We start from the raw sequence: 14,087 nt of genomic DNA on the forward strand, positions 1-14,087 counted from the left end.
GTGGTGCTGGTTCAACACCAGTACGTGTTCCTGCTCCGACACGCGCAGCAGGCGGCCGCGGATCATCGGGCCGTTCGCCAGGTCGAACGGCGTGGCCAGCTCGTCGGCGATCGCCCGCTCGACGGCGTCCTGCGATGCCGCGTCTTCCTCGCGCAGCGCGAAGCCCTGCCCGGCCGGCATCACGAACTGGCAGGGCACGCCGTCTTCGGCCACGAAACGCGTGCGCAGGCCTTCATGCCGCGCGACCAGGCCATCCAACGCCTGCCTGAGCGCGTCGCGATCCACGCTGCCGCTCAGGCGTAGCGCCGCGGGCAGGTGATAGGCGCGATCCGCGCTCGGGTCCAGCACCGACACCAGCCACAACCGCTGCTGCGCGAACGACAGCGGCAGGCGACCGTCGCGCGACACAGGCGGGATCGGCGCGTCGCCACCGGACGGCGCGGCTAGCCACTGCATGATGGCCGCCTTGTGGACGGTCAATTGTTCGCGCAACACAGGATCGAGTCTGCCTTGCGGGTCGCGCAACGACAGACCTCCGTTCTTGAGCGCCAGTTGGATGCCGCGTTCCCGGCAGGCTTCAAGTACGTCCAACATGCTCATAGTTCCGTCCATTCCTGTTCGAGCAGCTCGGCATCCGCCGGCGTGGCCGTCATGGCCTCGCGCCAGGTGTCGAGCACCTGCTGCTGCTGCACGCAGCCGGCGAAGGCCTTGAGCGTGCGATGTGCGAAAAGCGCCTGAATCGGCACGGTGCATCCGAACTGCGCACCGATCTGCGTCACCATGCGTACGGCGAGCAGCGAGTGGCCGCCCAGTTCGAAAAAGTCGTCGTTGCGACCGATGCGCGGCAGCTCCAGCAGCTCCTGCCAGATCTCTGCAAGCATCGACTCCAGCCCATCCAGCGGCGCTTCATAGGCACGCTGCGCGCGTTCGCCCTCGCCGGGCGGCGGCAGCGCCGCGCGATCGAGCTTGCCGTTGACGGTCAGCGGGAATGCATCCATCGGCACGAAGGCGCCCGGCAACATGTGCTCGGGCAGCTGCGCCGCCAAGGCTTCGCGCAACGCCTCGGCCGTCCACGACGCGTCACTCGCCATCGTCAGGTATGCCACCAGCAGGCCGTCGCCGACACCTTCCTTGCGCGCCAGCACGGCCGCTTCACGCACGCCGGGCAATGCGAGCAGCGCCGTCTCGATCTCGCCGAGCTCGATGCGATAGCCACGCACCTTGACCTGGAAATCGTTGCGCCCCAAGTAATCCAGGCCGCCGTCGGGAAGCAGCCGCGCGAGATCGCCGCTCCGGTACATCCGGTTGTCGCCGCCGGCGAACGGGTCGGGTACGAAGCGCTCGGCGGTGAGCGCTTCGCGACGCCAATAGCCGCGCGCGAGGCCGGCGCCCGCCACATGGATTTCGCCGATCGCGCCCCATGGCACCGGCCGGTACGCTTCGTCCAGCAGGTAGACCCGCAAGTCGGGCAAGGGTCGGCCGATCGGGCTCAGGCTCTGCGCCAGCATCGACGCGTCGATTTCCTGCCACGTGACGTGCACGGTGGTCTCGGTGATGCCGTACATGTTGATCAGGCGCGCAGCGCGACCGCCAGCCTGGTCGAACCACGAACGCAGGCGTCCCGGATCGAACGCTTCGCCGCCGAATACGACCCAACGCAACGATTGCGACCAGCCCGCATTCCCTTCCTGCGCGGCCAGAAGCGCCCAGAACGCGCTAGGCGTCTGGTTGAGCACGGTGACCTGCTCGCGTCGCAGCAGCGCGCCGAACGCATCGGCCGAGCGCGCGACGGCCTGCGGCACGATGACCAGACGCCCGCCGTAGAGCAGCGCGCCCCAGATCTCCCATACCGAGAAATCGAAGGCGAAGGAGTGGAACAGCGTCCAGACATCGCGATGTCCGAAGTCGAACAACGATTCGCAGGACGCGAACAGGCGCAGCACCTGCCGATGCTCGACCAGCACGCCCTTGGGCCGTCCGGTCGAACCCGAGGTGTAGATGATGTAGGCGAGACCGTCGGCGCGCGCCGTGCTCGTCGTATTATCGGCCGGCTGCCGCAACAGGGCGTCATGCAGCGTCTCGTCGTCGATGCACAGCACCGCCAGCGAGGCGTCGGCGGCAAAGCGCGTCGCGAGCGCAAGGCTGGTGATGAGCGCGGACGGCTCGCAATCGACCACCGTATCGCGCAAGCGGCCATCCGGATGCCCGGGGTCGAGCGGTACGTAGGCCGCGCCGGCCTTCAGCACCGCGAGCAGCGCGATCACCTGCGCGAATCCGCGTTCCAGACAGATCGCCACCCGCGCCTCCGGCCGCACGCCCAGGGCGCACAGGTGATGCGCCAGGCGATTGGCCTGCTCGTTCAATGTGCGATAGCTGAGCGACTCGCCCTCGAACACCAGCGCAACAGCGTCAGGTCGAGACGCCGCGCTGAGCTCGAAAAGTTCGTGCAGCGTCGCCGCGCTGGATGGATATACCGGCAGCGCGTGGTCTTCGCCCACCAGCGTGCGCCGCTCGGAGGCCGGCATGACATCCAGGCGCTTGACCGCACACGGAGTAACGGTTGCACCGCAAAGAGCCGTCAGTGCGGTCTCGAAGTAGCCCAGCAGCCGCTGCGGATCGAGGTCGCGGTGGCAGTCGATGCGCAGGTCGAAATCCGTGCCGAAGTCGTCCACCTTCGCGGTGAGCGGGAAGTTGGCCTCATCGCCGCTGCTTTCGAGTATCCGCATGCCCGGCCAATCCAATCCCGCGTCGGCTTCTGTGAGGCTATGACGGAAGTTGAGCAGACTGGTCAGCAGCGGCATGGAAGCGGGCAGGCCGCTGATGCGCTGCGCGAGTGTCAGCGGCGCCTGCTCGTGCGCGAGCAATTCCAGCAACTGCTGGTGGCAGCGATGAACGAACGCGCGCGCGTCGCCTTCGTCGAGCTGCACGCGGAACGGCAGCGTATTGATGTGCAGTCCCAACGCTTCGCCGCGACCGTCCGCGCCCTGCAGTCGTCCGGAGAGCACCGTGCCGAACACGACATCGTCGCGCCCGGAACAGCGGGAAACCACCAGCGCGAATGCCGCATGGAACAGCACCGAAACCGGAACGCGCAGTTGTCGTGCCGCATCGCGGAGAGCGGCACCCAGCTCGCTGTCCAGCGCTAGCGATGCCGTCGTCAGATCGTGCGCCTGCAGCTGCACGTCGAGCAGGCCGAACGGCGCACTGGGCGCTTCCAAACCCGCCAGGTTTTCACGGAAGAATGTCGCGTGCACGTCTTGTGGTATCAGGCATGCTTCGGCCACCACGTTGCGGAAGAGCGGGGCCGGCGCCGGATCCAGACGTCCGCCGCGCCAGTCGTCGAGCTCGGCGAGCACCCGCTCCATGGTCAGGTGATCGCAGGTGATGTGGTGATGCAGCAGCGCCGCAAGCCAGCGGCCGTTCGCGCGGTCGTGCACGATCTCCATGTGCATCAGGGGGGCGCGGCGAAGGTCGAGACGGATCTTGCCCGGGTCGGCCTGCTCGCGCAGCAGTGCTTCGGCGTCCTCGCCGGGCCCCACCGCGCATTCGTGCACCGACAGCTCCGCCCGACGACGGATGATCTGCACCGGTTGCGACAGGCCTTCCCAGTAGAAGCCGCTGCGCAAGACTTCGTGCCGGTCGATCATCGCCTGCAAGCCGATGAGCAGCTCGTCCAGCGTGGCGCGGTCGTCGAACGCCAGCATCACCCGCGCCAGGTAGAGATCGCCGTGCTCCTGCAGCAGGTGATGGAACAGCATCCCTTCCTGCATCGGCAGCAGCGGATAGATATCCTGGATGTTGGCGACGCCGCCCGGTACCGAGTCGACAATGCGATCGATCTCGTCCTGCGACAAGGACACCAGCGGCAACAAGTCGGGCGTGATGACCCGCGTCGCCGGCATCAGCAGGTTCGGCGGCACCAGGGTGATGGCGCTCCCACGACGCAGTACCGCGGCGCACTCACGCAAGGTCGGTGCGGCGAAGATGTCACGCACCTCGGCGCGCAGACCCGCCGTGCGCAACTGCTCCATCATCGCCATCACCAGCATCGAATGGCCGCCCAGCTCGAAGAAGTGATCCTGGCGTCCCACCTGCTCCACACCCAGCAACTCGCCCCAGATGCGCGCCAGTGTCTTCTCCATCTCACCCTGCGGCGCTTCGTATTCGCGCTGTACCAGCGAGCTGCCGTCCGGCGCGGGCAGCGCCTTGCGATCCAGCTTGCCGTTGGGCGTCAGCGGGAACGCGTCGAGCACCATGAAGGCGCTCGGCACCATGTACTCAGGCAATTGCGCTTGCAGCGCTTCGCGCAAACGCACCACCGTCGGCTCGGCTCCCGCCGCCTGCACCACATACGCCACCAGCCGCTTGTCGCCCGGCACGTCCTCGCGCGCGAGCACCACCGCTTCGCGCACGCCGGCACACGCCGTCAGCCTGGCTTCGATCTCACCCAGCTCGATCCGGAAGCCCCGGATCTTGACCTGGAAGTCGTTGCGCCCCAGAAACTCGATCTTTCCGTCCGGCAACCACCGACCCAGATCCCCTGTTCTGTACATGCGCGCTTGCGGGTCGGCGCTGAACGGATCGGCCACGAAGCGCTCCGCCGTCAGCTCCGGACGGTTCAGATATCCACGCGCCACGCCCGCTCCGCCGATATACAACTCTCCGGCCACGCCCTGCGGCACCGGTTCGCCACGCGCGCTCAAGAGATAGACCTTGGCGTTGGCAACGGGCCGACCGATCGACACGGCCCCCATCCCGGCGATGTCCGCGGCGCCATCCAGCGCAAACGCAGTCGCGTTCACGGTCGCCTCGGTCGGACCGTAGTTATTGAGCCATCGGCATCGCTGCGCATTCGGGTTGGCATGCCATGCGTGCAGATGGTGCAGCTCCACCGACTCACCGCTGACGATCACCAGCCGCAACGCGCCGCCGGGCGAGCGCGCAGGCGTCTCCGCAAGCCATCTTGCCCATGCGCCCCAGAACGCAGTCGGCAAATCGACCACGCTGATCTGTTGCGTCTCCAGAAACCCGCTGAACTGATCCAGGCTCAGATGTCTTGGGCGGAGTACCAGCGTCGCACCGACGGACAGGGTCGGCATCATCTCCGCAATCGAACTGTCGAATGCGAACGACGCGAACTGCAGCACACGATCACAGCGTTCGAGCCCGCACAGGCGAATATGGCCGGCGATGAAACTCATCGTGCTCGCATGCTCGACCATCACGCCCTTGGGCGTGCCGGTCGACCCGGACGTGTAGATCACGTAGGCCAGGTGGCGCGAGGTCAGGCCATGCGCGCGTGAATCCGGATTATGCGTAGGCTGTGTCGCCAGCAACGCTTGGGCTTCGCTCGTATCCCACCGCAGCGTGGGCACGCCGCACACCGGCAAGCGCTCCTCCAACGTCGCCTGCGTCAGCAATACCACCGGCGCACTGTCCTCCAGCATGTACGCCAGCCGCTCCGCCGGATAGTCGGGGTCCAGCGGCACATACGCCCCGCCCGCCTTCAGTATCCCCAGCAGCCCCACCACCATCTCCAGGCTGCGCTCGACGCAGATCGCCACCCGGTCGTCCGGCTTCACGCCTTGCGACAGCAGGTAATGCGCCACCTGGTTCGCCCGCGCATTGAGCTCGCCGTACGTCAGATGGTGGTCTTCGTAAGCCACCGCCGCCGCATCCGGCTGCGCGGCCGCCTGCTGCTCGAACAGCTCGTGGATCAGCGACTCGCGCGGATAGTCGACCGTGGTCGCGTTGAACTCGGACAGCACCCGCTCGCGCTCGGGCGGAGGCAGGACATCCAGGGCATGCAGCGAACGCGCTCCATCGCGACGCAGCTCCTCGGTCAGGCTCTCTATGGTGTGGGCGAAGTATCCGGCCAGGCGTGCCGCGTCCAAGCCGTCGACGACCTGCACGGTCAGCGCGAACCGGTCGCCGAAGTCATCCACGTCCACCGAAATCGGATAATTGGTGGTTTCCTCGGACGCAAGCAGACGCATGCCTCCCGGCATGGCGGAGAGATCGCCGTCGTGCCGGCAATTCAGCAAAGTCGTGAACAGGGGCAAGGACGACGGCACGCTGCTGCAGCGCTGCGCGAGCGAAAGCGGGGCGTGCTCATGCTCGAGCAACTCGGCCAGGCGGCGCCGCGTCTGGTCGACAGCGTCCGCCGCCGTGCCGTCCACCACCACGCGGATCGGCAGCGTATTGATGAACATGCCCCAGGCACGGTCCGCGCCGCCCGCGCCATGCATGCGCCCAGACAGCACCGTGCCGAACACCACCTCGTTGCGACCTGTGCAGCGCGCCAGAACCTGCGCCCACGCCACATGGAACAGCGAGGCCGGCGATACGCCGCGTCGGCGCGCCTCCGCGCGAATATCGCGCCCAAGCGACGCGTCCAGCGGCAGCCCGACGGTCTGGAATGTCGCGCCGCTCTGCCGCGCATCGAGCACGTTGAACGGCGCCGTGGGCTCGTCGATATGCGCCAGTTCCTGGCGGAAATAGGCCTCGTGCGCTGCCGCAGGCACGCGCAGCGCCTGCGCCACCAGCTGGCGCATCGGCACCTCATCGGCCAGATCCGCACCGTTTCCACCGCGTATCGCATCGATCTCGGCAAGCGCCAGGGCCAGCGTCACGTGATCGCAGACCAGGTGATGCTGCAACATCGACAGCATCCAACCGCCCGCGCGGTCTTCGGCGACGTAGGCCGCCAGCAAAGGCGCACGGGTGAGATCCAGCCGCAAGCTGCGCGGATCAGAGAGCCCGGTAAGTTCTTCCAGGGCGTCGCCTACACCCGGCAAGGTCAGTTCGTGCACGGGCACGCGCGCCTGTCGATAGACCACCTGCACCGGCGTCGACAGTCCTTCCCACACCACGGCGGTACGCAGGATGTCGTGACGCGCCACCACCACGTTCAGCGCGCGCAGGAAATCATCTAGTTCCTCGCGGCGATCGAACGCCAGCAGCGCCCGCAACAGGTAGGTGTCGCCCTCGCCATCCAGCATGTGATGAAACAGGATGCCTTGCTGGGACGGCAGCAGCGGATAGATGTCCTGGACGTTGGCGACGCCACCGGGCACGGTTGCGACAACGCAGTCGATTTCGGCCTGCGTCAGGCTGACCAGCGGCAGCAGCTCCGGCGATATCGACTGCAGCTCCGGCGTCAGCAGGCTGGGCGGTACGGCCTCCGCTTCTTCCACTTCGCCACGACGCAAGGTGGCGGCGTAGGCGCTCAATACCGGCGCGGCAAACAGGTGGCGCACCTCGCCGCGCAAGCCCTTCGCGCGCAGACGCGTGGTCATCGCGACCACCAGCAGCGAATGCCCGCCGAGCTCGAAGAAGTGATCGTGGCGGCCCACCTGCTCGATGCTCAGCAGCGACTGCCAGATCTCGGCCAGCTCTTGTTCGATCTCGCCCTGCGGCGCCTCGTACTCGCGCCGCATCAGCGACGTTGCGTCCGGTGCCGGCAAAGCCTTGCGATCCAGCTTGCCATTCGGTGTCAGCGGGAACGCCTCCAGCATCAGCAACGCGGTGGGCAGCATGTACTCCGGCAACTGCGCGCTCAGCTGCAGACGCAGCTCGGCCGCGCGGACCTGCGCGCCCACCTCCGCCAACCAATACGCCACCAGCCGCTTCTCGCCCGGCACGTCCTCGCGCGCCAGCACCACCGCTTCGCGCACGCCGGCACACGCCGTCAGCCGGGCCTCGATCTCGCCCAGCTCGATGCGGAAGCCGCGGATCTTCACCTGGAAGTCGTTGCGTCCCTGGAATTCCAGCGTGCCGTCCTCACCCCAGCGACCCAGGTCGCCGGTCCTGTACATGCGCGCCTGCGGGTCGGCACTGAACCGATCGCGCACGAAGCGTTCCTGCGTGAGGTCCGCGCGGTTCAGGTAACCCCGCGCCACGCCATCGCCGCCGATATAGAGCTCGCCCGTCACACCCACCGGAGCCGGCTCGCCGCTGGCATCCAGCCCGGAAGCCGCGGATCTTCACCTGGAAGTCGTTGCGTCCCTGGAATTCCAGCGTGCCGTCCTCACCCCAGCGACCCAGGTCGCCGGTCCTGTACATGCGCGCCTGCGGGTCGGTACTGAACCGATCGCGCACGAAGCGTTCCTGCGTGAGGTCCGCGCGGTTCAGGTAACCCCGCGCCACGCCGTCGCCGCCGATGTGGAGCTCGCCCGTCACACCCACCGGMGCCGGCTCGCCGCTGGCATCCAGCACGTAGATCCGGGTATTGCCGATCGGCCGGCCGATCGGCACCGAGCGCGCCTGCGCATCCAGCTCGACGATCTCGTGCGTGCTGGCGAACGTGGTCGTCTCGGTCGGCCCGTAGCAATGCACCAGGTGCGCAGGGCGCGAACCCTGCAACACGCGACGCACCACGTCCGCGTCGATCCTGTCGCCGCCGAACAGCAGATAGTTCAAACGMTCGAARACCGGCCCCAGCGCATCGGCATACTGATGGAACAGGCCGGCGGTCAGGTGCAGCACCGTCGCCTGGTGGCGTTGCAGCGTCTCGCCCAGCACCGCCACATCCAGCAGGCAGGCCGGGGTGATGACGATCAGCCGCGCGCCATGCAGCAGCGTGGCCCAGATCTCCCAGGTCGCCGCGTCGAACGCCGGATTCGCGCACAGCGCCACGCCGTCGGTCGCGCYCAGCGGGACGTACCKATCCTGCATCACCAGACGCAGCACCTGCTGGTGCTCGACCATCACGCCCTTGGGCGTTCCGGTGGAGCCGGAGGTGTAGATCACGTAGGCCAGCTGACGCGAACTSGCACCGTGGGCACGGGTATCCGGATTGTGGTCCGGATACGCGGCCAGTTCCGCCTCGCTGTCGTCCAGCACCAGTTGCGGCACCGCGCWCGTCGGCAGGCGCTCGCGCATGGCCGATTGCAGCAGCGCCGATGATCAGCTCCGCCGAACGTTCGCAGCACAAGGCCACGCGCTCGTCCGGCCGCACCCCCTGGGCGATCAGGTAATGCGCGATGCGATTGGCGCGCGCATTCAGCTCCGCATAGGTCAGCACGCGGTGCTCGTCCACCACCGCCACCGCGTCCGGAGACTCGGCCGCCTGTTGCTCGAACAGCTCGTGGATCAGCGACTCGCGCGGATAGTCGACCGTGGTCGCGTTGAACTCGGACAGCACCCGCTCGCGCTGCGCCGACGTCAGCAGCGGCAGCGCATCAAGCCGTTCGGGTGCAGCCGAACCGAGCGCCGACGCCATGGATGCCAGCACATGCTCGAAATAGCCGCAGATCGCCTCCGCATCGATGCCGGCGACGCATTGCGCGGTCAGCGTGAAATCCTGCCCATTGTCGTCGACCGACATCGAGAGCGGATAGTTCACTCCGTCTTCGGTGCCCAGCACCCGGAGGCCGTCCACCACCGGCATCATGCTGCCGATTGCCGCCGTGCCGCGGCTGTGACGGTAATTGAACATGGCGGTGAACAGCGGCAGCATCGGCGGCACGTCGCTACACCGCTGCGCGAGCGCCAGCGGCGCTTGTTCGTAGGCGAGCAGCTCCAGCAATTGGCGATAGGCGTCCTGCAGCGCCGTTTCGACGGAAACCCCGCGCAACGAGAAACGTATCGGAAGGTTGTTGATGAACATGCCCACCGCCCGGTCCGCGCCTTCCGCGCCTTGCAGGCGCCCGGAAAGCACGGTCCCGAACACCACGTCGTCACGCGCGGTGCATGCGCCCAGAACGCGCGCGAAAGCGACGTGGAACAGGGTCGTGGAGGACACCTTGGCAACGCGCGCGCATTCGCGCAACGCCGCTGCCAGCGAATCCGGAAGCTGACGCTGTACCGTGCGCAGATCCGCCGACGTCTGGTGGGTATCGAGAATGCCGAAAGGCGCGGTCGGCTCGTCGATGCCGGCCAGCACCTTGCGGAAGTAGGCCTCGTATTCCGCCTGCGGCACGCTCGACGCTTGCTTGATAAGCGCGCGCAGCGACGGCGATGGCACCGGCTCCGACCATCCGGGCAGCAAGCGCTGGCTCAACTCCGCGCGCACCAGCTCCGAGGCGGTGCGGTCGCCGAGAATATGGTGATAGAGCAGCGACAGCAGCCACTCGTTACGCTCGCGATCTTCCACGATATAGGCGGCAAGCAGCGGCGCACGACGCAAATCGATCTGGACCTGGCGCGGATCGGTGCGCGCGTCGAGGATGGCGACGGCATCCTCGCCCGCCTCGACCTGCAGCTCATGCACCGGCAGCGACGCTTCGCGCTGCACCACCTGAATCGGTTGCGGCATGCCTTCCCACAGGAAGGCGCAGCGCAGGATGTCGTGCCGCTGGATCACCTCGTCCAGCGCCGCGAGGAAGCGATCCAGCAGTTCCCTGCTCTCGAACGCCACCTGCGAACGCGACAGATAGGTGTCGCCTTTCGTTTCCAGCAAATGATGGAACAGCATGCCTTCCTGCAGCGGCACGAGCGGATAGATGTCCTTGATATTGACGGCGCCGCCCGGAATGGACGCGACCACGCGATCGATCTCGTCCTGATTCAGCGTCACCAGCGTGATCATCTCGGGCGAGAGATGCGTCGTGCCTAGTGGGATCGACGCATCCTGCTCGTCCTCGTCGGTCGCCTCTACGGGACGTAGCCCCCTCGCGTACTCGGCCAGCGTCGGCGCACCGAAGATCGCACGCACTTCGCCGACCAGGCCTTGTTCGCGCAAGCGCTCGACCAGGGCCACCACCAGCAACGAGTGTCCACCCAGTTCGAAGAAGTGGTCGTGCCTGCCGATTCGCGGCTGGTCCAGCAATGCCTGCCATACCCGCGCGACGACCTCCTCGATCTCCCCTTGCGGCGCTTCGTAGGCACGATGCCCCCAGTCGTCCGCCTGCGGCATCGGCAGCGCGGAACGGTCGAGCTTGCCGTTGGCGGTCAACGGCAGGCGGTCGACGAACAGATAGACCGACGGCTGCATGTAGTCCGGCAGGTGGCCGGCCAGCTTGGCGCGCAGGCCGGTGACACCCAGCTCGACGCCATCGAGCGCGGCGATGTACGCAACCAGTTGCCGTTGGCCGCCGCGTTCGTGCACGGCAACAGCGGCCTCGCGCACGCCCTCGCAGGCGAGCAGGTGCCCCTCGATCTCACCGAGTTCGATGCGGAAGCCGCGGATCTTGATCTGCTGGTCGCGACGCCCCAGGAACTCCAGCGTGCCGTCCGCACGCCAACGACCGAGATCGCCCGTGCGGTACATCCGCGCTGCCGCATCGGCGTGGAACGGATCGGGGAGGAAGCGCGTTGCCGTTTCCTCCGGCCGTCCGAGATAGCCGCGCGCGATGCCGGCGCCGCCGATGCAGATTTCGCCGACTACGCCCGTCGGCACCGGCTGCTGTCGTTCGTCCAGCACATACAGGCGGGCGTTGTTGAGCGCGCGCCCGATCGGCAGGCGCGCCATCGGCTCGCCCTTGCACTCATGGGCCGACGCCGCCACCGTTGCCTCGGTGGGACCGTAGACATTGAACAACCGGCGACCCACCCGCCAGCGTTCCGCCAGCGCGGGCGGACAGACGTCGCCGCCCACCACCAGGCAGCGAAGCTCCGGCAAATCGTCATGCACGCAGGCAGCCAGCGCGGCCACCGGCAGCATCACCACGCTTACGCGCTGCTGACGCAGGGTCCGTTCGAGCGGACCGCCCGGCTGCAGTTCCTCACGGCCCGCAAGGCACAGGCAGGCGCCGTGCGCCAGCGCCATGAAGAGGTCGGCCGCACAGACATCGAACGACAGCGCGGCGAACTGCAGGACACGGTCGCGCGGCGACAGTCCCAGCCACTCGCCGTGCGCCAACGCCATGTTGAGCACGCTGGGGTGCTCGACCATGACGCCTTTGGGCGTGCCGGTCGAACCGGAGGTGTAGATCACGTAGCAAAGATCGTGCTCGTCCGCGTCCGGATCGTCGGCCAAATCGCTTTGCGGCAGGCGTCGCGCCAACAACGGCAAGTCCGTATCGAGACGCAGCACCGGGATGTCCAGCGCCGGCAGGACGTCTTCCGCCTCCGACTGGATCAGGATCGCGCTCGGGCCGCACTCGTCCAGGATGTGGGCCAACCGCGCACGCGGCAGCGACGGATCGAGCGGCACATAGGCACCACCCGCCTTCAGCACGGCCAGCACGGCGACCACGAACTCGAAGCTGCGCTCCGCCACGATCGCCACGCGCTGGTCCGGCGCCAGTCCCTGCGACCGCAGATGATGCGCCAGCGCATTGGCGCGCGCATTGAGCGCGCCGTAGCTCAGGACCTCGCCCGCCAGCGAAAGTGCGGGGGCCTCGGGTTGCGAAAGCGCCCAGGCCTCGAAGCGCCGATGCACGCGCTCACCGCGCACGCGTTGCACGACCGGATTCGACTCCACTTGCGCGAGCGCTTGTCGCTGCTCAGCGGAAAGCAACGGCAACGCGCCAGCCGCTGTCGCGTCGGCCGTGACCATGCAGCGCAACACCTGCGCGAGCAGTTCGGCCACGCGCTCGATCATGCCGCGTTCGAACAGCGCCGCAGCGTAGATGATCTGGCCGGACAGGCGATCGCCCACATCGGTGAGGTGCAGGGAAAGATCGAAGTGGGTATCGACCGTGGCCTGTTCGACCGGGGCCAAGGTCAGACCTGGCAATGCCAGCGTGCCGCCGGTGGGCTCGTTGTGCCAGGTGAAGCTGACTTGCGCCAACGCGGCGTGGCTCAGGCTGCGCTCCGGCTGCACCGCCTCGACCACTTGCTCGAACGGCAGGTCCTGGTGGGCGAACGCCGAGAGCGTAGTCTCCTTCACCGCGGCGACGATCTCTTCCACCGTCGCGGAGGGCTCGACACGAACGCGCAGCGCGAGCGTATTGACGAAGAAACCGATCAAGTCTTCCACTTCGCGCCGTTGCCGCCCGGCCACCGGCGTGCCGATGACCAGATCGTCCTGGCCGGTGATGCGCGACAGCGCGATCGCCCAGCCGGCCATCAGCACCATGTAGAGCGTCGCGCCGTGCCGCTCGGCGAATGCGCGCAAGTCGCGCGCGAGATCGGCCGGGCAGTCGAAGAGTACGAGATCGCCGCGATGGCTCTGGATCGGCGGGCGCGAGCGGTCCAAGGGCAGGTCGATCAGGCTGGGCGCGCCGGACAGATGCTCGCGCCAGAACGCCATATCGCGCTCGAGCCGTTCGCCGTGCATGCGCTCGCGCTGCCAGAGCGCGTAGTCCGCGTACTGCACCGGCAGCGGCGGAAGCGGATCGGATTGCCCCATGTGGAAGGCCGGGTACAGCGCGCCCAATTCGCGCACCAGCACCGCCATGGACCAGCCGTCGCTGATGACATGATGCATCGTCACCAGCAGCACGTGATCGTCGCTATCCAGGCGCACCAGGCGCGCGCGGATCAACGGTCCGCGAACGAAATCGAAAGCTGCGCGCGCCTCGTGCAGCGCGATCTCGTCGAACGCCGCCGATCGCGCGTCGCCGGACAGCGTCGACAGGTCCTGCTCGGGCAACACGAACGACCGGTCCAGGACATCGAGGTAGGGCACGCCGCCGTCATCGGGGAAAAAGCTGCGCAGAACTTCATGACGCTCCCAGATGCGCGCGAGGCTCGCCTTGAGCGCGTCGACATCGAGCGCACCCGTCAGGCGCAGCGCCAGGGGCAGGTGGTAGGCAAGACTGGCCTGGCTATCGAATCGCTCGACGAACCACAGCCGTTGCTGCGCCAGCGACAGCGGCAGGCGCCGATCGCGCGCCACCGGGACCAGAGGCGGCTCCGGGCTAGCCGTTGCGTCCACTGCGGGCAAGGCGGCCGCCAGAGCCATCAGAGTCGGCGTGGAGAACAACAGCCTGAGCGGCATTTCAACGCCCCGGGCCTCGCGCAGGCGCGAAGCAAGTTGCACCGCCAGCAGCGAATGCCCGCCCAGTTCGAAGAAGTGGTCGTGCCGGCCCACGCGCGGCACCTCAAGCAGCTCCTGCCACAGCCGCGCGAGGGTCTCTTCCACCTCGCCCTGCGGAGCCTCGTACTCTCGTTGCGCCACCGCGCCCGACTGCGTCGTCGGCAACGCCGCGCGATCCAGCTTGCCGTTGGCCGTGCGCGGCAACTGCGCCATCGCCACC

3 protein-coding genes are annotated in these 14,087 nt (G+C 67.5%); all 3 read right to left on the reverse strand.

Translation table 11 applies throughout. From position 1 onward, the window contains the following. Positions 1–594: condensation domain-containing protein (locus ASE43_RS07420; RefSeq protein WP_235568668.1), on the reverse strand; the 594-nt coding region annotated here is incomplete at its 3' end. Positions 595–596: 2 nt separating this feature from the next. Then, complete coding sequence (locus ASE43_RS07425) at positions 597–7,967, reverse strand: non-ribosomal peptide synthetase (RefSeq protein WP_255356365.1); 7,371 nt, start codon at positions 7,965–7,967, stop codon at positions 597–599. Positions 7,968–8,029: 62 nt separating this feature from the next. Further along, the gene (locus ASE43_RS22125; RefSeq protein WP_235568669.1) at positions 8,030–14,071 is read right to left on the reverse strand and encodes a non-ribosomal peptide synthetase; all 6,042 of its coding nucleotides are present in this window, start codon (positions 14,069–14,071) and stop codon (positions 8,030–8,032) included. Positions 14,072–14,087: the final 16 nt, after the last annotated feature.

It is taken from the genome of Lysobacter sp. Root983, from assembly GCF_001429345.1.
Taxonomy (GTDB): domain Bacteria; phylum Pseudomonadota; class Gammaproteobacteria; order Xanthomonadales; family Xanthomonadaceae; genus Lysobacter.